Below are 23860 nucleotides of genomic sequence, written 5' to 3'. Positions count from 1 at the left end.
TTCCTGTCTAAGAATCTATTTTATATAACGTTCCAGTTTTCAATTTCATCTTTAACGGTATATTTTTAAAAAATTCCATATCATGTGTGACTATTAAAAAAGTAATTTTATATGTGCTGTTAAGATTAAAAAATAGATCTAAAATTCGATTGGAATTGTTTTTATCTAAGTTTCCGGTTGGTTCATCGGCTATAACAAGACTAGGTTTCGTAACTAATGCTCTGGCAATGGCTACTCTTTGTCGTTCTCCTCCTGATAATTCTGAAGGAAAATTTTTAATTTTTTTTTCTATTCCTACACTTTTTAAAGCATTATATGCTTTTTCAAATGCAAACGACTTATTTTTTTTTTGAATAAGTAAAGGTAAAGTAACATTTTCAATGATATTAAAGTCCGATAGTAGATGATGCAATTGATATATAAAGCCTAAATGACAATTTCTTAATATAGATTGTTTTTTATTAGAAATACTATGTATATTTTGGCCTAAAAAAAAATTTCTCCTGAATTAGGAGAATCAAGGCCTCCTACAATATGCAAAAAGGTGCTTTTTCCTGATCCAGAAGAACCGATTATAGAAAGCATATCACCTTTTTTCAATACCAATGAGATATTTTTTAAAATATAATTTTTTACTGTTCCATTGAGATAATATTTACATATAGAACTACATTTTAACAAGTTTACATTATTCATAAGCTAGCCTTCTTGATGGAAATATTGTAGTTGCTTTCCAAGCGGGATAAACGGTAGATAATAAAATAAATATTGTAGATATCACATCAATTGTTATAATTTGATGAGGAAAAATAACGTAAGGTAATGAAATATTTGGAAAAAATAGTTTTATTATAGACATAATACCAATTGTTTCGTTCATAATTAAAAAACTCAATACTGTACCTAATGATATCCCTATTATGCCACTTAGCATTCCTTGAAATATAAAAACTAACATAATATTACATTTAGATAAACCTAATGTTTGAAATATAGCAATATCTTTTTCTTTATTCATAATAAATAAACTAATAGATACAAATAAACTAAATACAGACACCATGACAATTAGACTAAACAAAAATATCATCATATAATTTTCTATTTTTGCAGCTTGTAATAATTCACCCCTACTTTGTTTCCAATTCTTTATTTTTATACCAGGTAAATGTAGATGCTCTAAATAATTATCAATGTCTAACGGATCTTTTAACCATAATCGTAATCCTGTAATGTGATCTTTTGGATAACACAAAAAGGTAGATAAATCTTGATGATTTACTAATATTTGATAACTGTCAATTTCAGTATTAGTAATAAAAGTGTCAATCACTTTGAATATACGCCTATTAGTTATATTTTTAAATAAAAAAAATGGACGAAAATTCGGAAAAATCAATGTGAATTTATCACCAATATGAATATTTAATTTGTTTGCCAATCCTTGCCCTATTATCGCATCATAATTGTTTTTATTTAAAATTTTTAAATAACTGTTATTTCTTAAATAAGGTTTAAAAACGTTGTATTGTTTATGGTTCATAGATAACACTGAACCAATAGAAATTTCAGAATTACCTTGAACAATGACGTCGCTAATAATTATTTCAGATATTTTTTTTACATATTTTGAAACTAAGTCATGTTTGTTAATACTAAATTTGTTCATATTGTTACTGTTCTTACTAACAATAACATGAGGAATAAAATTTAAAATGCGATTTTTAAATTCATTTTCAAATCCATTCATAATAGAAATGATAGTTATTACAGCAGATACCCCACATGACATGCTCATAATAGATAATATGTTGGTTAATTTATTAAGAAAAGTTCTAGATTTGCTAAAAAAATAACGAAATCCAATGAAAAACGAAATCAATAAATTCATATAAATATTTCTTGTAATAAAAAACTTTTCACAACAGTGGAAATATTATTAATATTTTAAATTTAAGAGACAATTAAAATTGAAATAGGAATTATAGTTAATAAAAGAATATAAAATTATTTCTGTTATTCTAATTAATGCAGATAAAATATTAAATTTATTAGTATTGTAATACAGATTAAACGTTCTTATTATCTAAATAAAAAATAACATATGAACATTAAAAAATTTATTTAATAGTTGTATAGATTTTTAAAAAGTATATCAATAAGAGAGAAGTAATAAAATTATATTCTAAACTTAAATTAATTATAAATAAAAAATAAAAATCATAATTAATATTTTATAGATATTTATTTTATACATGATAAATATCATGTTTTATTTTATATAACAAAGATTTAAATATGGTACATAAAATGTATGAAATGCTATTGTGTCATGTTAAATAGTTCATTTAAAAAATATAAAAATTTTATATTTTGAATGTATAATATGAAGATAAATAAATAATACAGCTCTAAAATATATTTTTTGTAAGTGAAACATAATACATATTAAAATATACTAAGTATAAAATAAATAATTTTTTTAATATTATAGAACATACGTTATTAATTAATCTTTTTAACTTCCTTTAAATAAACATTTATATATAAATTATACGTATAATTTTCTTTAATTAATAAATTGATACTATACTTGTGTTCTTTACTTGTTATTCTAATAAGTACTATTGTGTATATTGACTTATACGTACTTTAGTTTATTTTGTATTAAAAAATTATATTATGTTTTATAAGTTCAATTTATATTAAAGAGATACCAAAATATTACCAATATAGTATATATAATATTTTAAATTTTTATATTTTTGAAAATAAACTTGTTTTTAATAAACATGCTATAGCTTAAAATATTAAATGATAAATTAGTAACGATGTTTTATATTAGTTAACACATAATATACCTATATTATCTGTCACTTTCAATTAGGAATTGATGCATGAAACAAATACTTTATGTCTCTAGCGCAAACAGTCAACAAATAGAGGTATGGGAAATAAATCCTGATATGTCTCTAAACTTAATTCAAGTTGTAAAAGTTGATGGCGAACCTCAACCTATTCTCATCGTAAAAAATACAAAACGTTTATATTTAGGTATACGTCCTAAATTTTCTATTTATACATATCAAATTGAAACAGATGGCACTTTGACACAAATAGGACATTCTAACATTTTCTGTAGTATTAATCATTTTGAAATAGATAAGACTGAAAGATATTTGTTTTCTAGTTCTTATCATTTTAACTGCATAAACGTTTCTGCAATGAACTCATATGGAATTCCTCAACCTATTATACAAACTATACATGAAATAAAAGGATGTCATGCATCATTAATGCATTATAACAATAAAAATTTATTTGTATCATCTCTTAAAAAAGATCGAATTTATTTATATAATTTTACAAATTCAGGAGTACTTTTAGAGAATAAATGCAAATTTATATCAGTAAAAAATAATTCTGGCCCAAGACACATGATTTTCCAAAAAAGTGTTAATCGTTTATTTAGCGTCAATGAATTAAATGGAACTATAAGTATATGGTATGTAAACAATTCATGCAATATTATTACATTTTTGAAAAATGTCAATGTCATATCACATGAATTTATGCATTGCGCATGGTCGTCAGATCTTCATATTTCTCTGTGTGAAGAATACTTATACGTTTCTAATAGAAGTAATAGCAGTATCGCAATTATAAAAAATGATAAAGATGTTAATAATATAAAAATAATTGGATATATTCAAACAGAAACACAACCAAGATCATTTTGCATCGATACAACTGGAAAAATTTTGATTGTTTCTGGAGAAATATCAAATAGCATTAGTGTTTATAATATATGTTCTAAAACAGGATTATTAACATTTAAAAATAGATATCCTACTGGAAGTAGACCTGTATGGATATCTATCTATACAATATAATGAATAAAATCAATATTATTGTGATATTTATAATGAAATAAACATGTATTTTATCGTAAAAAAAAATTTTTATGATCTAATGCAATAGAAATAACGTATATAAGTTTTTTTAAAGAATTTTCGTCAATAATGTAAGATGGAATAAGATAAATAATTTTTTCAAATGGTCTGATCCATACACCATTTTTTACAAAAAATTTTTGCATATATGCAACATTTATAATATGCACACATTCAACAACTCCGATAGCACCTAAAATTCGAACATCATTCACTTCGGGATGACTTTGTAAAGGTAATAAGTGTAAACGGAAGCATTTCTCAATGTTGTTAATTTGCATTTTCCATTTATTTTCTTTAAGTATTTTTATATTTTCATTTGCTACTGCACATGCTAAAGGATTGGCCATAAATGTAGGACCATGCATGAAACATCCTGATATGTTATTCTTACTAATAGTTGTTGCAATTTTTTTCGTCGTCAACGTTGCGGACAAAGTTATAGTACCTCCTGTTATGGCTTTTCCAATACAAAGAATGTCTGGAACAATATTTGCATGTTCAAAAGCAAAAAATTTTCCAGTTCTACAAAACCCTGTAGCAATTTCATCTAAAATTAATGGAATTTCGAATGTATTGCATAATAATCTTACTTTCTTTAAAAACATTGGATGATAAAAATTCATACCACCTATACTTTGTACAATAGGTTCTAAAATAACAGCTGCAATAACATCTTTATATTTTTCTATGAAATTATTAAACGAATATATATCTTGTTCATCCCATTTATTGTAAAATGAACATTTAGGAGCATCCGAAAATAAATTTTTTGGAAAAAAATTACTATATAAATTATGAAAAGAATTATTGGGATCACATACTGAAATAGCAGAGAATGTATCGCCGTGATATCCGTTTTTTATAGTTAAAAACTTAATTTTATTTTTACCCAACGATTTCCAATACTGTAATACCATTTTTATTGCTACTTCGATAGCTACAGAACCTGAATCTGACAAAAAAATACAACTTAAGTTTTTTGGAGTGATCTTTATAAGATTTCTACACAATGAAATAGCTGGATGATGCGTAATACCACCAAACATAACATGAGACATTCGGTTTATTTGATTTTTTAATGCTCGATTTAATCTGGGATGGTTATATCCATGAATAACCGCCCACCATGAAGACATTCCATCAATTAATTGTTGTCCATTACTTAAATTTAAAAAAATTCCTTGAGCTGATTTTACTAAATAGCAAGGTAATGGATTAATCATAGAACTATAAGGATGCCAAATGTGTTGTTGATCAAAATCTATATCAGATTTATTCATAAAAAATATTATTAAAAAATGAAATGACAATTATAAACTTTTATTTATTTAAATAAACAATTTTTGGAATTAACAATGAAAAAAAAGTGGGATTTTAAAAAAGTTAAATTATTATTTGATTTACCATTTCTAGATCTTTTGTTTTCTGCTCAAACGATTCATCGCAAAAATTTTAATCCAAATGAAATTCAAATTAGTACTTTATTATCAATTAAGACAGGTTCATGTCCGGAAGATTGTAAATATTGTCCTCAAAGTGCTAGATATAACACCAATATAAAAAAAGAAAAACTATTAAACATAAAACAAATATTGAAGTTTGCTAAAGAAGCTAAAAAATCAGGATCTGAACGGTTCTGCATGGGAGCAGCTTGGAAAAACCCTAAAGATAAAGACATACCATATTTGGAAGAAATCATTAAAGAAGTAAAAAAAATAGGAATGGAAACATGTATGACTTTAGGATCCTTGAATGAAAATCAGGCAAATAAACTAGCAAAAGCAGGATTAGATTTCTATAATCATAATTTAGATACTTCAGAAAGTTTTTATAAAAAAATTGTAACAACTCGAAGTTATCAAGATAGATTAAACACTTTAAGAGTAGTACGACAATCTGGAATGAAAGTGTGTTCTGGAGGAATTGTGGGATTAGGGGAACAAGTTAACGATCGAATAGAATTACTAATACAATTGTCTAATTTATCGATAGTTCCAGAAAGTATACCTATAAATATGTTAGTAAAAGTCAAAGGGACACCAATGGAACACAATGAAGATGTAGACATATTGGATTTTATAAAAACTATTGCAGTAACACGAATAATGATGCCTAAGTCTTATATACGTTTATCGGCTGGTCGAGAAAATATGAATGAACAAACTCAAGCAATGTGTTTTATGGCTGGTGCTAATTCTGTTTTTTATGGATGTAAACTACTAACTACTCCTAATCCTACACAAAATTCTGATCTAAATTTATTCAAAAAATTAGGATTAAATTCAAAAAACAATTATATTAATTCAAAAAATTATTTAGATATAAAAAATGTCATAAGTAAAAAACAAGATAAAACACAAACGCAATATTATAACGCGGGTATATAATAATTAAAACATTAGAATTTTAAGCGTAATAAAATTATTAAAGAAAAAGTATTATATTATAAAAATAATTTTCTAAACACATATTAATTTATATAATAAAAAATATAATCTGTTCTTGAATATATAATTAATCCATTAAACCAATAGTATATTTCCATAAAAACATTTTACTTATATTTTCAAACAATTGTTATATACATTACCAATATTTGTATATAATTGTAGCAAGAAATAGAATGCTATTCTAATTTGAAATATTAAAATTATCATTTGTTTATGTAACACGCGAACCATTAAAAATATTTTCAAGTCAGAAACACTATTTTTATTTGTTAAATAATTTTGAATAAATGATGTAAACAAAATGACGTACGTTATTATAGCAATAGTAATCAATGTTTTTTAATTTAATTTTATAAAAATTTTTAATAAATATTACATAAAAAATTGAATTTTTTATGTAATCGTTTTATTTTAATTTTAAATATGAAACTAAGTATATCAATATAAAAAATTAATAGTATAGTGAAATTAAAAGTTTTTCAAGGTAAAAGAATATACTAAAAACAGTTAAAACTATTAACACCGATTAATATATTTATTTTTAATCATTTTTATTCATGCAGTTTTTATATGTTTTTACAGTTGTTATCAATTTAATGTTGCAAGCTTTTTTAAAATGGTGTTAAAAAAGTAATTATGACTAAAATAATAAAAATATTATTTTATTTTTAAAAAAATCATTATAAAAAATTTAAATTAAACTTTTTAAAAATTACTGACAAATAATGTATTAAATAGAACACTAATTATATTTAACGAACTAATGACGTTCATTAAACTAAGAAAAATTAAAAAATAATTTTTTATTTTAAGATAATGTAAATATTTATTAAATCATCGATAATTTTTTTGGAGTAACGTATTAATGAAACATTGTTGGTTTGTAACTGGTACAGATACTAATGTAGGTAAAACAATATGTACTGTTTTATTATTAATATTAGCTAAAAATAGTGGATATCATGCTATCGGATATAAACCAGTGGCTTCTGGATCTAACAAAAAAAATGGAAAAAATAATGATGCAATATTACTACAACGTTTTAGTACTATTAAATTAACTTATTCAGAAATAAATCCCTTTTTTTTTCCTGAATCAATTAGTCCTCATTTTGCAAGTAAAAAATATTCTATTCCTATTTGCATAAAAAAATTATCGCTGGGTTTGCATAACTTAAAAGAAAAATCTAATTATGTATTAGTAGAAGGTGCTGGAGGATGGCATACGCCTTTATCAGAAAAAATCACATTTTCGCATTGGGTAATAAAAGAAAAATTAAGCGTAATTTTAGTAATAGGTATAAAACTAGGATGTATTAATCATGCAATTCTCACGCAACAGGCTATTTTAGATTCAGGCGTTACATTTTTAGGCTGGATTGTAAATTATTTGTCCCCTATAAATAAATACGATTTCGAATACATCATAATTTTAAAAAAACATTTAAAATCTCAATTTTTGGGATATGTGAAATATTTTAAAAATCTAGATAAACTTTATACTTCAGATATTACTATTATATTACCTAACACAAAAAAAATAAATTAATAAGAAATATAAAATAAATATTGCTGTACAAACATTTGATTACACCATCTAATGTAGATGGTATAATACTGCGTAATACTGACTAATACTATTTATAAACAGGAAATAATTTACATAAATCTAACACTTTTTCTTTTATTTTAGAAATATTTCGAATATTATTTACATCATCCAATATATCGCTAATCCAATGAGATAGATTGTATACTTCTAGTTTTTTGAAACCTCTCCTTGTGATTGCAGGTGTTCCTATTCGTATTCCTGAAGTAATAAATGGACTTCGAACATCATTAGGTATACTATTTTTATTTACAATAATATTAGCTATATTTAATGCTGATTCGGCGTCTTTTCCTGTTATATTTGTATTTGATAAATCTAGAAGAAATAGATGATTCAATGTTTTTCCTGAAACAACTATATATTTTCTTTTTAAAAAAACTTCTACCATAAGTTGAGCATTTTTCATTACTTGCATTTGATATATTTTAAAAGAAGAACTCATTGCTTCTTTTAATGCAACTGCCTTAGCTGCAATAACATGAACTAAAGGTCCACCTTGACAAAAAGGAAAAACTGATGAATCTATTTTCTTATATAAAGATTCATTATTTGTTCCTTTTGCCAGAATTAATCCTCCTCTAGGACCTGCTAAAGTTTTGTGTGTAGTAGTAGTTACAATATGCGCATATTTAAGCGGACTTGGATATAAGTTAGCTGCTACTAAACCAGCAACATGAGCCATATCTACCACAAAATATGCATTAATAGAATCAGAAATTTCTCTAAATAACTTCCAGTTACATATTCCAGAATAAGCAGAAAATCCTCCAATAATCATTTTTGGTTTATAAGTATTAGCTAATTTTTCTATCTGAGAATAATTAATATTACCTTCATTATCTAATCCATAAGAAATAGATTTATATAGTTTACCTGAAAAATTTACTGGAGATCCATGGGTTAAATGCCCACCGTGAGACAAGCTCATACCCAATATAGTATCTCCTGGATTTAACAATGCATTATAAACTGCAAAGTTAGCTTGTGATCCAGAATGAGGTTGTACATTTGCATAGTCCGCGTTAAACAAAATCTTAGCACGTTTAATTGCTAATTGTTCTATCATATCCACATAATCGCAACCTCCATAATATCTTTTATTTGGATATCCTTCTGCGTATTTATTAGTCATAATAGATCCTTGCGCTTCCATAACGCATGAACTAGCATAATTTTCTGAAGCAATTAATTCGATATGGTTTTCTTGACGATTTTCCTCTTGTTGCATAATATTCCATAAATCTAAATCATAGTCTTTAATACTTTTAACAATGTTGAACACAAATATATCCTTTTATATTAATTAAAATTATAATATGTATACTAATTAATTCTAATTCATCACTATACAATGTATATTTTATTATCGTTTTAATATTGTTACATAATGTTTTATTGTGAAGAATTATTTATGAAAAATAATTTTTTAATTCTTGAACAACATTTTTTACTAAAAAAGTTTTTTGTTCATTGGATTTCAGATCTTTTATTAATACTGTTTTATTGCGTACTTCTATATGACCTAATAATAATACTATACGAACACCTAATTTATTTGCTTTACTAAATTGCTTTTTTATATTCCCACTTAAAAAATTAATTTGAATTTTTTTATATGGTAATTCTTCACGAATTTTTTCAGATAATTTTATTGCATATAATTCTATATCTTTGTTTAAAAAAATAATAAAAATGTCAATAAAATTTTTCAAATTTAATGATTTTTTTAATGATTCTAATAATAATACTAACCTTTCCATTCCAATAGCACAACCAATAGCAGGAATTGCCGAGGTTCCAAAAGATTGAGATAAATAATCGTATCTACCACCTGCACAAACAGTATTTTTTGATGCTAGTTTGTTTATTTTCCATTCAAAAACAGTCTTGTTATAATAATCTAATCCTCGAACTAATTTATGATTAATGGTATAAGAAATACCTATATCACTCATAAATTTACATAATTGTTTAAAATGCGTTAAAGAATCATGATCAACATAGTCTATCAAAATTGGAGCTTTATGAATAAGATTTTTTATAGCATTATTTTTACTATCTAAAATACGAAATGGATTTGTATACAATCGACGCTTACAATCTTTGTCTAAAATAGATTCATATTTTTTAAAATATGAATACAACAATTTCTTGTAATTAATTCTATCATTGATTGACCCAATAGTATTTAATTCTAAACTAATATACTGAGAAACATCTAAATTTTTCCAAATTCTTTGAATTAACAAAATAATTTCTAAATCAACATTTGGGCCTAATAAACCAAAAGATTCAATTCCTAATTGATGAAATTGCCTATATCGCCCATATTGCGGTTTTTCGTAACGAAACATTGGTCCTAAATACCATAATTTTTGTTCTGAATTTCTTAGTAGCCCATTTTTAATACAAGAACGCATACATCCTATTGTTCCTTCTGGACGAAGTGTAAGACTATTTTTATTCCTATCTTGAAATGAATACATTTCTTTTTCAATTACATCAGTAGCATTTCCGATATTACGTTCAAACAGTTCTGTTTTTTCTATGATAGGAAAACGAATTTCTTGATAATTATAACTAGATAAAGTTTGTTTTAGAATTTTTTCTATGTATTGCCAAATTTGAACATCTTTAGGAATATAATCGTGCATTCCTTTTACGGATTGAATTGTTGAATTCACTGATTTACCTTTCTAAAAACATTAAAATATGAATAATAACAATTTGTTAAGAAAAATTATGTTATACAATTCATTTTTTATAATTAATTTTATTGTAATTAAATAAAAATTATGTTAGTAACAATAATTTTTTAGATTTATTTCGAATATATTTTTCCAACTCATCAATGATTTGATCATTGTTAATGCGTTGTAATTGACGTACTCCGTCTTCATATAATACACTGCTTTTTCTGTAACCAGTAATTCCTATAGTAGAAGTAAGAGCTTCTCCTAAACCATTAACTACGCATCCAATTATGGAAACATTTATAGGTGTTTTTATATCTTCCAATCTTTTTTCTAGAATATTGACTGTTTTAATAACATCAAATTCTTGACGAGCACAAGTAGGACAAGCAATAAAGTTGATCCCTTGTAAACGAATATGCAATGACCGAAGTATATCAAATCCTACTTTTACTTCTTCTATTGGATCTGCTGCTAATGAAACTCTAATCGTATCGCCAATTCCATTTAATAATAACGATCCAATTCCGATAGAAGATTTTACCGTGCCATTACGAAAACCCCCAGATTCAGTTATTCCTATATGTAAAGGTTGACTAATCTTTTTTGCTAATAATTTGTAAGCTTGAATAGCTATATATATATCAGAAGATTTTATGCTAACCTTAAATTTATTAAAGTTAAAACTATCTAGATAATTTACATGCCGCATAGCTGATTCTAATAATGCTTCTGGAGTTGGAAATTTATATTTTTCTAATATATCCTTTTCTAAAGATCCAGAATTAACACCGATTCTAATAGGTACACCATTATATTTTGCACAATCTACTACTTGCTTAATTTTATTTTTACTTCCAATATTTCCAGGATTTATTCTTAAGCCATCAGCTCCATAATTTAATACTTTTATCGCTATTTTATAGTTAAAATGTATATCTGCAATTAAAGGAATATCAACTTGTTTTTTAATTTTTTTGAATGCATCTGCAGCTTCCATGGTAGGTACTGAAATACGAATTATTTCTGCTCCAACATTCTTTAACTGTATGATTTGTTTAACTGTAGCAGAGATATCAGTAGTTTCTGTATTTGTCATAGTTTGAACAGAAATAGGTGTATTATCACCAACTGGTACGTTTCCTATATAAATTCGATCAGATTTTCTTCTTTTAATATATTTTTGTATATTCATGTTTCAATCCATATTTTAAAAAAATTTATTTTAAATGTGTTTAAAATAATTTCATAACCAATATGAATATTATTTATAATAATATAAAATAATTTATAGAGAAATTTTATTACATAATTTTTAAATATTTTTTGATGCGATTATATTAGACAAATTTAAAACTTGACCTGTTAATTGTCCGCAAGCAGCATTAATGTCAGCTCCTCTAGTTTTTCTAATTGTAGTAGAATATCCTCTTTTTATAAGAATGTTAGCAAAATTTTTAATATTAATATTACTACTAGGAATATAATCGCTTTTTGGAAAAATATTCCATGGAATTAAATTTATTTTACTAGGAATATATTTTAACAAAGAAGACAATTCTTTTGCATAATACAAGTGATCATTGACGTTATGCAACATAACGTATTCTATTGTTACTTTTCCTCTATTAGCATGAGAACGTCGAAGATATAATTTAACCGCATCTAATACCATTTGAATATTATATTTTTTATTAATAGGCATTAATTGATTTCGAACAATATCATTAGATGCATGTAAAGAAATTGCTAATGATACATCAATCATATTTGTAAGTTTTTTTAAAGCAGGTACAACTCCTGAAGTAGATAAAGTTACACGATTTTTAGACAAACTAAATCCTGATGAATCAATCATAATGTTTAATGAATTTACAACATTCTTTAAATTTAATAAGGGTTCTCCCATGCCCATTAACACTATATTGGTAATTTTTTTAATATTCATTAATCGTTTATTATATATCAACTTTCCGACATACCAAACTTGTCCTATTATTTCCGATGTAGTCAAATTTCTATTAAATTCTTGTTTTCCAGTAGAACAAAATTTACAAGATAAAGGACAACCTGATTGAGATGAAATGCATAATGTTGTACGTTTATTACTAGGAATATAAACTGTTTCTACAAAAGAATTATCAATAGAAACATTCCATTTTATTGTACCATCCAAAGAAGTAATTTTATTTAAAAATAAAGGGGGGGCAATATAACATAATTGTGATAATTTTTTTTTTAAATTTCTTCCAATATTAGACATTTTTTCAAAATCATCACAATAATATTTGTATATCCACTGCATAACTTGTACTGCACAAAATTCTTTTTCACCTATAGACGAAAAAAAATTACGCATTTTCTTTAAATCAAAATTTAACAGATTAATTTTAGTATCATAAGACATATTTAAAAACTTTTTCATCACGTCAATCCTAGTAAATAATGTTTAAAACATATATTAAAGTAAAATACAAAATTTGATATTATAGAAATTTAATATTTTTAAAAAAATAAATATTTTGATATATAATGAACATAAATCGTAAAATAATAATCTTCATATAATTCTTATTACATGAAAAATTAATTTTTTAAAAAAATAAAAGAACATGGTATTTAAAGTATAAAAGATAAAACTATAACTTTATTATATAACTAATATTTGTTAAATAAGGACAATTATGCATCCTATTCTTAATATTGCTATTCGCGTAGTTAGAAAAGGCGGAGCTATACTTATTCAAAACTATGACAACCAAAAAATTAACCATGAAAAACAAGCTGGAAAACATGAATTAATTTCTAAAATGATTGAAATATCAGAAAAATTAATGATTAATATCATTCATAAATCTTATCCAGAACATATTATCATTACACGAAAAAATACTAATGTAGTGTTTAAAATATCAGAAATAGTATGGTTAATTAATGCATTAGACGGAATTAGTAATTTTGAAAGAAATTTACCACATTTTTGTGTTTCTATTGCTGTTATAATTCGTAAAACTACTGAAATATCTGTAATATACGATCCTCTCAGAAATGAATTGTTTACGGCTGTTAAAGGACAAGGAGCTCAATTAAATGGATATAGAATGAGATGTAATAATGTCAGCGTGTTAAACAACAGTTTGATTGGAATCACTCTTCCATATAAAAGATATCGTATCAATGAACACTTTTTAAAGATTATTAATAAATTTTTATTAAAAAATGTTAAGTTAAGATCAACAGGATGTATAAACCTTGATTACAGCTATATTTCTGTCGGAAGATTAGATTTTTTGTGTAATTTTGATATACAACCTTTTATGCTGACAGCAGGATTTTTACAAGTCAAAGAAGCTGGGGGGTTAATTAGTGATCCAAATGGGGGTAATAATTATTTTTTATTTAGATCTGTATTAGCAGGAAATTCAAAGTTAATGCGAGTAATTCTTATAGAATTACGAAAATACTTAAGTTTTTAACAAAACTGTCACATAAAATGTTTGCACTTATTATTTTTGGAAAAATACTAAAAATTCCAAGTTAAATACAACTAATAATTTTATTCCTTGTAAAATACTATTATTAAAATGTTTATTCAGACAACATATGATTTCTATTTGTCATAACAGCATGTGTGTTTAAAATTTTAACTCATATTATTTATTCGCAATAAAATATGAAATAAAAATATAGTTATGTAATACAACATTTAAAAAGACATGTATAATTTTTTTATTTAACAATAATAATTTTTATTAATGCTTTATAAAAATCACAAAGGATGTATAAAAGTTTTTATTGTTTATATCTTTAATGTTTAACACTTCCAATAGGTTATAACTATGTCATACTTATAGTACACATAATTCTAATATAGAATAAAAAATTTTTTAAATGAATTCAAACCATTTCATATAATAAGAAATGATATTATTTATTATAAAATATTTATATATTTAACATTTTACACGTTATATTTTTAATACTTTTTATTACCTTTAAAAAAAGAGAAACCAATGTTGTTTTATGCTGAACGTATTTCAGCTGTAATATAGAAAAATGTTTAATTTTTGACATAATAAAATCATCACTAGTACTAATACTATCTATTAGCCCCTTTTTTAAAGCAGTAGTTCCAAACCAATATTTTCCATTAGAAACTTTTTCGATGTTCAATGATGGTCGCATATCGTGAACAAATTCTCGGAATAAAGTATGAGTAGAATGCAGTTCGGAACAAAACTTTTTACGATCTTCTGATGTATTTTCTCCAAACATAGTCAACGTTCTTTTATAATTTCCAGATGTGTGTAATTCCATATCAATGTTATTTTTTTTTAATAATTTATAGAAATTAGGTATTTGAGCTATTACTCCAATAGATCCGATAACAGAAAATGCAGATCCCATAATATGGTTAGCGACGCATGCCATCATATATCCTCCGCTAGCTGCAATTTTATCTACAGAAATTGTTAGATGTATATTTTTTTCTCTTAATCTTTTTAATTGCGAAGCTGCTAAACCATACCCGTTTACTACTCCACCCCCACTTTCCAATCGCAATAATACTTCATCTTTTTCTTGATAAACTAAAAGTATTGCTGATATTTCTTCGCGCAGTGAAGTTACTTCTGTTGCGTTAATATTACCTTTAAAATCTAATACATATAATGTAGGTTTTTTCTTATAAAAAAGTTGATAATGATTTTTTTTAACAAATTGTATATCACTTTTTAACTTTTCTTTTTTCTTTTTTTTATGATTTTTTTTCCATATTTTTTTTTCATATTTTGACATCATAGAAAAAAAAATTTGATTTTTAATTGATTCATAATGATCATTTAAAGATATAATATCAAGTTTAAAATTTTTTTGATTTTTTTTTCGCACGATGTTAAAAAATATAACAGTAGAAAGTAAAACTAATAAAATAGTAGTAAATATTTTAGAAAAAAATAACATATAATTAGAAATAAAATCCATAAAACCTTCCTTTTTCGTTTTTTATTAATTTAAAAAATACAATAATTGTTTTTAGCTAAATAGTTAATTATTTATTAAACTAATAAAATTAACATATTATAATACAACTTAAAAAAATAAGTATATTTTTTAGTATTATGAATGGCATAAATGTTTGAAATGTCATTTTTATATTTATTATAATATTGTAGTTATATTATAATATTTTCATTCAATGATATGTATATAAATTCTATTTAAAGATAAAACATATCAATGTATATAATTGCACTAATTTATAAAGATATTTTGGTATTGATTTAATTTTTTAACTTTTGAATAAACATATATTTAATTAAAACAGTTGTTCAATGTCATAATTACATAAAGAGATATATGATTTTTAAGAAATGATTCTATTTAGATTATTACAATAATAGTTGTAAATTAAAAAATACATATATCGTATATATTGTTACAAATATTACTGTACATGAATAAAAATACGTTAAATTTTTTTTCTTGTTTTTTTAATATAATTTTTAATTTTTTTATAATTAAATGGAACTAATGTTAAAAATATACTACTCATTAAAAAAGTTAGTAGTTGTAATTGATGCATGTGTAAAGAATTTCCATAGATCCATTTTTCTAAAATTAAAGTTATAAAAGGAAATATAAAAAAAACCATAGAAGCATGAAAGGGACTAACTTGTTTTTGTAAATAAAAATAAGATAAAATTCCAAATACTCCTGAAATGTAACTTAAATAAAACGTTGCCAAGATAGATGCAAAAGAGAAGTTATGAAATGTGGGATGTTCTACTATATTAGAAATGCATAATAAGCATAAACCTGAAAAAAATGAAGGAAGAGCGTTAAAAGTTAAAATAGATATTTTAGGATATTTTTCTTGAGAATATAAATATATTATAGCATGACTCATCATAGCTAATATCAGCACTACTATCCCATTGATTGTTTTTATGTTTCCTAATTTTATTTCTTGAAATAAAATCATCGATAAAAATAAAATTGCTAACGTTGATCCAATATATTGCATATAACATAATTTTTTGTCAAAAAAGAAAAAAGAAAATAATAGTACCATAATCGGCATATTAGCAAATATAGCGGATGCAATAATCGAATTTACATAAGTCCCACCATACAACATTAATGAAAAAGGTATTATAAAATAAAATATACATACAATTATTTGAAAGACTTTTTCTCCATGGGGGAACAATAAGGAGGTGTTAGTATAATAACAAATATAAATTAATAATAAAGATGTTAATAAAAATCTCGCTCCAGTGATAAATAAAGGAGGAATAGTATTTACAGCAATTTTCATAGCCATAAACGTAGTACCCCACGTTATAGATACCATTGTAAACAATAGTATTATCATTATTTTTCGTGTCATTATTATTCCTAGTTTATATTAATGCAAATCATTATATTTTTAAAAACGTCAAATTATTCAAAGTGATATTTATAAATAATAATTTTACATCATGAAAATAATTGCAATTAATCTAATAAGTTATATGATCTATTATTAAATGACAGTGAGATTGATGCAATTAAAACTACATTGAATATACAATTAAAATATAAACAATATGTTTTAATTAATTATTAATAAATCGTAATATATGTTTTTAAAAACTATAAAGACATATTGCTTACTATAAGATATAAAATGCAAACTATATTAAATAAAATTTATAATGGCGATTATTTAACAGAACAAGAATCATATAAAATATTTACATGTATAATGTCTAAAAAAATTAATGATATACAATTGTCTGCAATATTAATAGCTTTAAAAATTAGAGGTGAATCTGAAAGTGAAATAATGGGAGCATTGCGTGCTTGTTTAAAATATGTCAAACCTTTTCCTAAACCAAATTACATGTTTGCTGATATTGTAGGAACTGGTGGAGATTCTAGTAATAGTATTAATATATCTACTACTAGTGCATTTGTAGGAGCAACTTGTGGATTAAAAATAATTAAACATTGCAATACAAACATATCTAGCAAAACTGGATCATATGAATTGTTAAAAGAATTTGATATTGACGTAAATGTATCACCAAGAAAATCTCGAGAAATGTTAAATACATTAAATATTTGTTTTTTATTTGCACCTCAGTATCATATAAGTTTTAAATATGTAACGTTAGTTCGAAAAATATTAAAAACGAAAACACTATTTAATATATTAGGACCGTTGTTAAATCCGTCTCAACCACCGTTATCTTTTATAGGTGTTTATAGTATTAAACTAATGTTTCCTATTGCAAAGATATTAAGAAAATTAAACAGTCACCGTTCAATAATAGTATACAGTAATCATACAGACGAAGTTACTTTACATAGTCCTACAAATGTCATTGAATTAAATAATTCTAAAATTAATTCATATACACTATATCCAGAAGATTTTGGGGTTCATTATCACAATAAAAATTCTATTTTAGGGGGTACGCCTAAGGAAAACTATGAAATTATTAAAAAAACATTACAGGGCAAAGGTCCTTCTGCAATTGCAGAAACCATAGCAGCTAATGTAGCTGTATTATTTAAAGTATTTGGTAACGAAAATTTAAAAAAAAATACAAAATATGCTTTAAAAATAATTCGTAGTGGAAAAGTATACGAAACTATTTCTGCATTGTCTAAATTTTAAAAAGGATTATTTATTTTGACTAGTATACTAACAAAAATAATAAAAAATAAATTAAGTTGGATTGTAAATAGAAAAAAAATACAACCATTGTCTATTTTTAAAAATGATATTATATTATCAGATCGTGATTTTCATCAATCATTAAAAAAAACGCATCCTGCTTTTATATTAGAGTTTAAAAAGGCATCACCTTCGCTAGGGGTACTTAATAACTTTGATCCTAAATTTGTAGCTAAAATATATAAAAAGTATGCTTCAGCTATATCAGTATTAACTGATGAAGAATATTTTCATGGAAAATTCGAATTTATACCTACTATTCGAAATATTGCTGTTAATCAACCAATTTTATGCAAAGATTTTTTTATAGATCCATATCAAATATATTTAGCGAGGTATTATCAAGCTGATGCTATACTATTGATGTTATCTATTTTAAATGATTATCAGTACCTTTTACTTAAAAAGTTAGCTAAATCTCTCAACATGGGAATATTAACTGAAATAAACAACATCGAAGAACTAAATAGAGCTATAAATTTAAATGCAAAAATTATTGGAATTAACAATCGAAATTTACATGATTTTTCTATTTCAATGACTAATACACCCCACCTAGCCTCTAAGATACCAAAAAATATAATTATTATTAGTGAATCAGGTATCAAAAATTATCATCAATTAAGACAATTAAAATCTATTGTACAAGGTTTTCTTATCGGATCTTCTTTAATGGTTAAAACCAATCTAGAAAATGCTATTCGTAAAATTATAATAGGAAATAATAAAATATGCGGCTTAACACGACTACAAGATGTTAAAATGTCAAAAAAATATGGAGCTATTTACGCAGGTTTCATTTTTTGTAAATCTTCTCCACGATGTATTAATTTCGAAACAGCTATTAATATAAATAACGTTATTCTTATGAAATATATAGGAGTCTTTTGCAATGAAGATATCAGTATTATTATTCGTTTAGTAAAATATCTGTCATTATATGCTGTTCAACTCCATGGACAAGAAGATCAAATTTATATTAATAACTTAAGAAAGAAACTACCAGAAAATATAAAAATTTGGAAAGCTATTTCATTAAACAATAAAAGCAAACCATTAAATTTTAAATATGTAGACAAATATGTTTTTGACAATACACATGGAGGTAGTGGTTCTCCGTTTGATTGGTTGTTACTAAAAAATCAAGAACTAAATAATATTATTTTAGCTGGTGGACTAAATATAAAAAATTGTATTTTAGCATCTAATTTAGGTTGTTTCGGACTCGATTTTAATTCTGGATTAGAAACTTATCCTGGAATTAAAGATAAAAGTAAAATAAAATTATTATTTCGCTCTCTAAGAGAGCATAAGATAATAATTAATAAAAAATGTATAAATTAGGAATTTATTTTCAAAATGACTTTATTAAATTCATATTTTGGTAAATTTGGTGGTATGTATGTACCGCAAATTTTAATGCCTGCATTATATCAATTAGAAAAAACGTTCGTTTCCTCTTTAAAAGATTATCAATTTAAACAAGAACTATCTAATCTTTTAAAAAATTATGCAGGTAGACCGACACCATTAACGTTGTGTCAAAATTTAACAAAAGGTACAAATACACGTATTTATCTCAAACGAGAAGATTTACTTCATGGAGGCGCGCATAAAACTAATCAAGTTTTAGGACAAGCTTTATTGGCAAAAAAAATGAAAAAGAAAGAAATAATTGCAGAAACAGGAGCAGGTCAACACGGAGTTGCATCAGCTTTATCGTGTGCCTTATTGGGTCTACAATGTCGAGTTTATATGGGAATAAAAGATATTAAAAGACAACAACAAAACGTTTTTAGAATGAAACTAATGGGTGCAAAAGTAATACCAGTAACAAGTGGAAGTGGAACTTTAAAAGATGCATGTAACGAAGCACTACGAGATTGGTCAAAAAATTATGTTAACGCTCATTATATGCTTGGAACTGCTGCTGGACCTCACCCTTATCCGACTATAGTTAAGGAATTTCAAAGTATTATTGGAAAAGAAGCAAAAAAACAAATTCTTGCAAAAGAACATTGTTTACCTCACGCTATTATTGCATGCATTGGAGGAGGATCAAATGCTATTGGAATATTTTCATCCTTTATTACGGATAATTCAGTTAAACTAATTGGTGTAGAGCCAGCAGGAAAAGGCATTCATACTAAAAAGCATGGAGCCCCTTTAACTCATGGAGATACAGGTATATTTTTTGGTATGAAAACAAAAATTATGCAAACAGAAGAAGGTCAAATTCAAGAATCGTGGTCTATCTCTGCTGGCTTAGATTTCCCTGCAGTAGGACCTGAACATGCTTGGCTAGATAGCATTAAACGAGCTACATACGTATCAGTGACTGATCATGAAGCTATACATGCATTTCAATGTTTAAGTCAATCAGAAGGGATTATTCCAGCATTAGAATGCTCTCATGCATTAGCTTATGCACTTAAGTTGATGAAAAACGATCCTAATAAACATCAAGTACTGATTGTAAACATTTCAGGAAGGGGGGATAAGGACATTAAAACCGTAAAAAATTTTTTAAAAAATTCAGAGTAATACTTATAATGAACCGTTATCAAAAATTGTATAAAACATTAATTCCATTTAAACATGGCTGCTTTATTCCTTTTGTAATTTTAGGTGATCCATCGATTAATACATCATTGAAAATTATTGATATTTTAATTGAAAGTGGAGCTGACGGGTTAGAACTAGGTATCCCATTTTCTGATCCTTTAGCAGATGGTAAAATTATACAAAATGCTAATTTAAGGGCTTTTAGTTCTGGTATTAGCATATATAAATGTTTTAAAATGTTACATGATATACGTAAAAAACATAAAACTATTCCAATAGGATTATTATCTTATGCTAATTTAATATTTAAATTCGGAATTAAAGACTTTTATTTAAAATGTTCTAATATGGATATTGATTCTATATTAATAGCAGATCTTCCGATTGAAGAATCATATAGCTTTAGAAAATATGCTAAAATTTGTCATATATCACCGGTGTTTATCTGTCCTCCTGATGCTGAACAGAACATAATTAAAAAAATTGCCAAATATAGCACGGGATATATTTATTTATTATCTAGATCAGGAGTTACTGGGATAGATAACGAAATAATAGTGCCACCATTATATTTAATTAATAAATTAAAAAAAATAACTAATGTACCCATAATACAGGGTTTTGGTATCTCTAATACTAAGCAAATAAAACAAATTATATTATCAGGAATATCTGGCATTATTTGCGGATCAATTATTATTCAATTGATTGAGCAATATTATCATGATGAAGAAAAACTTATACAAAAAATTAAAAATTTATCTCTATCTCTAAAAAAAGCTACGAAAATTATTGCATAATGCTACTTTCTAAACATAAGTATGATGTTTTAGTATCAGAACGTAGCATTTCTATAAGATCATATTATATCAAAATAATTACAATATAGTTTTATAGAAATATTATATTCTGATACTAAAATCATAATATTAAGGAGAATTCATGTATATCACGGCAAATTCGTTATACCGTGACACTGTCAATTTTTTTAAAACACAATGGTTAACAGTATTTGTTATTATATTCGCTTCTTCTATCATAACTGCAACTTTAGATAATTTTTTTGCTCCTACTTCAAATATATTAATTTTTTTTCATGAATCAAAAAAAGATCAATATTATTCATTATTCGAATTTATACAAACGTTGACACCTAATCAACAAAAACAACTATTACTGTTTTCAATAATAAAACTAATTTCATCATTGGTTGGAAACACTGTATTAATAGGTATCCTAATAATATTCATACAATATATTTCATTTAAAAATGAAAATTTATTTTTACAATTAAAACCTAAAAATTTATTTTTATTTTTAAACTTGTTTACGCTAATATTGGTCAATACTGTGATTATTCAAATAGGATTAATATCATTAGTATTGCCAGGGATAATACTAGTCATACTACTATCTTTATCTCCAATTATATTAATAGTCAACAATGTAACTATAATACAATCTATTTTATCAAGTATAAAAATGACTTTATGTCATGCAAAAATAATTTTTCCTGCTGTTATATTATGGCTATTTTCAAAATTTGTTGTTTTAGTAGTTTTATCAGATGTAAAAGTCATTCCTGAATTCATACTATTATTATCATTAAACATAATAATTAATTTTATTTCTTCTATATTGGTTATATATTTATTTCGTTTTCACATGTTATTATCTGCATAATAAAATTATCACTAAATACCATTTCGGACATACTTTTATGAAGCATTTACTTAATATTACTCCAATTCTTGCCTTTTTTATTGCGTATAAATTTTACAATATTTTTTACGCATCTATTGTATTAATTATTACAACAGTATTATCGTGTATATTAATGCAGATTATGTTCAATAAAGTTGAAAGAATAGATTATATTAACTGTATTTCTGTTTTATTTTTTGGAAGTTTAACATTGTTATTTCATAATAGCGCTTATATTAAATGGAAAGTTACAATAGTATATTTAATTTTATCTCTCGTGCTTTTTATTAACCAAATTTGTTTTAAAAAATTACTCATACAAAAATGGTTAGGAAAAAAAATAAAATTAACCAATTCTACCTGGAACAAACTTAATATTATTTGGTCTGTTTTTTTTCTATCATGTGCTGGCATAAATGTATATGTTATACATTATTTATCGGAAAATGCATGGGTATTTTTTAAAGTTTTTGGATTAACCTCGATAACATTATGTTTTATGTTACTTAATGGAATATACATATCTCTTTTGCTATCCAAAAAAAATAAATAGTTAACAACGTTATCAGAGAAAAAATTATTTATGAATAAAAAATGTAAATTACCAACAGGAAAAATAGTCTTACGAACTTTAGCTATGCCAGCAAATACTAATGCAAACGGAGATATTTTTGGAGGATGGATTATGTCTCAAATGGATATAGGAGGAGCTATCTTAGCAAAAGAAATAGCAGGAGGGAGAGTAGTAACTGTCAGTGTTAATGGAATGACATTTTTAAGATCAGTTAGCGTAGGAGATGTAGTAAGTTGTTATGCGCATTGTATAAAAGTAGGAAATAGCTCAATTACCGTAAAAATTGAAGTATGGATTAAAAAAGTAACTTCTGAACCATTAGGATTGCATTATTGTACTACAGAAGCCGTTTTTGTATATGTAGCTATAGATAAAAAAGGAAAACCTAGAAATATATTCCCACTAAGTATTATGTGATGTATGTTAACAATTTATATTTACATACTACAATTATATAATTATATTACAATGCAATACATTTTTTACAATTTAAAAATGTACTTTAAAATACAATAATTATATTAAAATCTGCATTTTAAATAATAATATCGCAAATACACAACTTAATTTTTTATAAATG

At 24.8% G+C, this 23860-nt stretch carries 19 protein-coding genes and 1 pseudogene; 11 read left to right on the top strand and 9 right to left on the bottom strand.

The features are described 5' to 3' along the window. Nucleotides 1-7 precede the first annotated feature (7 nt). A pseudogene (gene lolD / locus U0T55_01375) lies at nucleotides 8-696 on the bottom strand (lipoprotein-releasing ABC transporter ATP-binding protein LolD). Beyond that, nucleotides 689-1891: an FtsX-like permease family protein gene (locus U0T55_01370; GenBank protein ID XBC42578.1), complete on the bottom strand. Its 1203-nt coding sequence runs from the start codon at nucleotides 1889-1891 to the stop codon at nucleotides 689-691. The pseudogene lolD and the gene U0T55_01370 overlap by 8 nt, the downstream one beginning before the upstream one ends. A 1006-nt stretch (nucleotides 1892-2897) precedes the next feature. On the opposite strand from U0T55_01370, the gene pgl reads away from it, so the two are divergent. Next, nucleotides 2898-3893 (top strand): 6-phosphogluconolactonase, encoded by a 996-nt coding sequence (gene pgl / locus U0T55_01365; GenBank protein XBC42577.1) that lies wholly within the window; start codon nucleotides 2898-2900, stop codon nucleotides 3891-3893. A gap of 50 nt (nucleotides 3894-3943) precedes the next feature. Here the strand turns inward: pgl and bioA are convergent, their stop codons facing one another. Then, nucleotides 3944-5236: an adenosylmethionine--8-amino-7-oxononanoate transaminase gene (gene bioA, locus U0T55_01360; protein ID XBC42576.1), complete on the bottom strand. Its 1293-nt coding sequence runs from the start codon at nucleotides 5234-5236 to the stop codon at nucleotides 3944-3946. A 75-nt stretch (nucleotides 5237-5311) separates the two neighbouring features. Between bioA and bioB the strand changes: the two genes are divergently transcribed. Both bioB and bioD read left to right on the top strand, forming a co-directional pair. Continuing rightward, on the top strand, nucleotides 5312-6343 hold the full coding sequence (gene bioB / locus U0T55_01355; GenBank protein ID XBC42575.1) for a biotin synthase BioB: 1032 nt from the start codon (nucleotides 5312-5314) through the stop codon (nucleotides 6341-6343). 928 nt (nucleotides 6344-7271) lie between these two features. Continuing rightward, nucleotides 7272-7955, top strand: a complete 684-nt coding sequence (bioD, locus tag U0T55_01350; GenBank protein ID XBC42574.1) for a dethiobiotin synthase — start codon at nucleotides 7272-7274, stop codon at nucleotides 7953-7955. 88 nt (nucleotides 7956-8043) lie between these two features. Here bioD and glyA read toward each other — a convergent pair whose 3' ends face one another. The 4 genes from glyA to rlmN form a co-directional block, all read right to left on the bottom strand. Beyond that, entirely contained in the window at nucleotides 8044-9246 is a 1203-nt protein-coding gene (glyA, locus tag U0T55_01345) for a serine hydroxymethyltransferase (GenBank protein ID XBC43066.1), read from the bottom strand. 181 nt (nucleotides 9247-9427) lie between these two features. Next, nucleotides 9428-10702 (bottom strand): histidine--tRNA ligase, encoded by a 1275-nt coding sequence (gene hisS / locus U0T55_01340; protein XBC43058.1) that lies wholly within the window; start codon nucleotides 10700-10702, stop codon nucleotides 9428-9430. 109 nt (nucleotides 10703-10811) lie between these two features. After that, nucleotides 10812-11906 carry a flavodoxin-dependent (E)-4-hydroxy-3-methylbut-2-enyl-diphosphate synthase gene (gene ispG / locus U0T55_01335; protein XBC43057.1) on the bottom strand — a complete coding sequence of 365 codons (1095 nt, stop codon included), beginning with the start codon at nucleotides 11904-11906 and terminating at the stop codon, nucleotides 10812-10814. Nucleotides 11907-12026: 120 nt separating this feature from the next. After that, a complete protein-coding gene (rlmN, locus tag U0T55_01330; GenBank protein ID XBC43065.1) occupies nucleotides 12027-13145 on the bottom strand; it encodes a 23S rRNA (adenine(2503)-C(2))-methyltransferase RlmN in 1119 nt (372 codons plus the stop codon). 250 nt (nucleotides 13146-13395) lie between these two features. On the opposite strand from rlmN, the gene U0T55_01325 reads away from it, so the two are divergent. After that, nucleotides 13396-14187, top strand: a complete 792-nt coding sequence (locus tag U0T55_01325) for an inositol monophosphatase family protein (GenBank protein ID XBC43056.1) — start codon at nucleotides 13396-13398, stop codon at nucleotides 14185-14187. Nucleotides 14188-14656: 469 nt separating this feature from the next. Here the strand turns inward: U0T55_01325 and sohB are convergent, their stop codons facing one another. Together sohB and U0T55_01315 are read right to left on the bottom strand one after the other, a co-directional pair. Beyond that, nucleotides 14657-15694, bottom strand: a complete 1038-nt coding sequence (gene sohB, locus U0T55_01320) for a protease SohB (GenBank protein XBC43055.1) — start codon at nucleotides 15692-15694, stop codon at nucleotides 14657-14659. 487 nt (nucleotides 15695-16181) lie between these two features. Next, the gene (locus tag U0T55_01315; GenBank protein ID XBC43054.1) at nucleotides 16182-17102 is read right to left on the bottom strand and encodes a DMT family transporter; all 921 of its coding nucleotides are present in this window, start codon (nucleotides 17100-17102) and stop codon (nucleotides 16182-16184) included. 279 nt (nucleotides 17103-17381) lie between these two features. On the opposite strand from U0T55_01315, the gene trpD reads away from it, so the two are divergent. From trpD to yciA, 7 genes are all read left to right on the top strand, one after another. Further along, a complete protein-coding gene (trpD, locus tag U0T55_01310; protein ID XBC43053.1) occupies nucleotides 17382-18377 on the top strand; it encodes an anthranilate phosphoribosyltransferase in 996 nt (331 codons plus the stop codon). A gap of 15 nt (nucleotides 18378-18392) precedes the next feature. Beyond that, nucleotides 18393-19781 carry a bifunctional indole-3-glycerol-phosphate synthase TrpC/phosphoribosylanthranilate isomerase TrpF gene (trpCF, locus tag U0T55_01305; protein XBC43052.1) on the top strand — a complete coding sequence of 463 codons (1389 nt, stop codon included), beginning with the start codon at nucleotides 18393-18395 and terminating at the stop codon, nucleotides 19779-19781. 15 nt (nucleotides 19782-19796) lie between these two features. Beyond that, nucleotides 19797-20981 carry a tryptophan synthase subunit beta gene (gene trpB, locus U0T55_01300; protein ID XBC43051.1) on the top strand — a complete coding sequence of 395 codons (1185 nt, stop codon included), beginning with the start codon at nucleotides 19797-19799 and terminating at the stop codon, nucleotides 20979-20981. Between the two features lie 8 nt (nucleotides 20982-20989). Beyond that, complete coding sequence (gene trpA / locus U0T55_01295) at nucleotides 20990-21802, top strand: tryptophan synthase subunit alpha (protein XBC43050.1); 813 nt, start codon at nucleotides 20990-20992, stop codon at nucleotides 21800-21802. 142 nt (nucleotides 21803-21944) lie between these two features. Next, nucleotides 21945-22685: a YciC family protein gene (locus tag U0T55_01290; protein ID XBC43049.1), complete on the top strand. Its 741-nt coding sequence runs from the start codon at nucleotides 21945-21947 to the stop codon at nucleotides 22683-22685. Nucleotides 22686-22722: 37 nt separating this feature from the next. Further along, a complete protein-coding gene (locus tag U0T55_01285) occupies nucleotides 22723-23259 on the top strand; it encodes a septation protein A (protein XBC43048.1) in 537 nt (178 codons plus the stop codon). Between the two features lie 30 nt (nucleotides 23260-23289). Next, nucleotides 23290-23697, top strand: coding sequence for an acyl-CoA thioester hydrolase YciA (yciA, locus tag U0T55_01280; protein XBC43047.1), 408 nt, complete (start codon nucleotides 23290-23292; stop codon nucleotides 23695-23697). Nucleotides 23698-23860: the final 163 nt, after the last annotated feature.

Origin of the sequence: Buchnera aphidicola (Kaburagia rhusicola ensigallis) (assembly GCA_039830025.1) — a bacterium.
GTDB lineage: Bacteria > Pseudomonadota > Gammaproteobacteria > Enterobacterales > Enterobacteriaceae > Buchnera_B > Buchnera_B aphidicola_AW.
This window is presented reverse-complemented; position numbering and strand designations above follow the sequence as displayed.

Bases quoted from the DNA above. Each gene is read 5' to 3' on its own strand.
- ispG (XBC43057.1), bottom strand. From the start codon at position 11,906: ATGAATATACAAAAATATATTAAAAGAAGAAAATCTGATCGAATTTAT.
- glyA (XBC43066.1), bottom strand. From the start codon at position 9,246: ATGCAACAAGAGGAAAATCGTCAAGAAAACCATATCGAATTAATTGCT.
- U0T55_01290 (XBC43049.1), top strand. From the start codon at position 21,945: ATGTATATCACGGCAAATTCGTTATACCGTGACACTGTCAATTTTTTT.
- pgl (XBC42577.1), top strand. From the start codon at position 2,898: ATGAAACAAATACTTTATGTCTCTAGCGCAAACAGTCAACAAATAGAG.
- U0T55_01325 (XBC43056.1), top strand. From the start codon at position 13,396: ATGCATCCTATTCTTAATATTGCTATTCGCGTAGTTAGAAAAGGCGGA.
- bioB (XBC42575.1), top strand. From the start codon at position 5,312: ATGAAAAAAAAGTGGGATTTTAAAAAAGTTAAATTATTATTTGATTTA.
- U0T55_01370 (XBC42578.1), bottom strand. From the start codon at position 1,891: ATGAATTTATTGATTTCGTTTTTCATTGGATTTCGTTATTTTTTTAGC.
- yciA (XBC43047.1), top strand. From the start codon at position 23,290: ATGAATAAAAAATGTAAATTACCAACAGGAAAAATAGTCTTACGAACT.
- sohB (XBC43055.1), bottom strand. From the start codon at position 15,694: ATGGATTTTATTTCTAATTATATGTTATTTTTTTCTAAAATATTTACT.
- bioD (XBC42574.1), top strand. From the start codon at position 7,272: ATGAAACATTGTTGGTTTGTAACTGGTACAGATACTAATGTAGGTAAA.
- bioA (XBC42576.1), bottom strand. From the start codon at position 5,236: ATGAATAAATCTGATATAGATTTTGATCAACAACACATTTGGCATCCT.
- trpD (XBC43053.1), top strand. From the start codon at position 17,382: ATGCAAACTATATTAAATAAAATTTATAATGGCGATTATTTAACAGAA.
- U0T55_01315 (XBC43054.1), bottom strand. From the start codon at position 17,102: ATGACACGAAAAATAATGATAATACTATTGTTTACAATGGTATCTATA.
- U0T55_01285 (XBC43048.1), top strand. From the start codon at position 22,723: ATGAAGCATTTACTTAATATTACTCCAATTCTTGCCTTTTTTATTGCG.
- trpA (XBC43050.1), top strand. From the start codon at position 20,990: ATGAACCGTTATCAAAAATTGTATAAAACATTAATTCCATTTAAACAT.
- trpB (XBC43051.1), top strand. From the start codon at position 19,797: ATGACTTTATTAAATTCATATTTTGGTAAATTTGGTGGTATGTATGTA.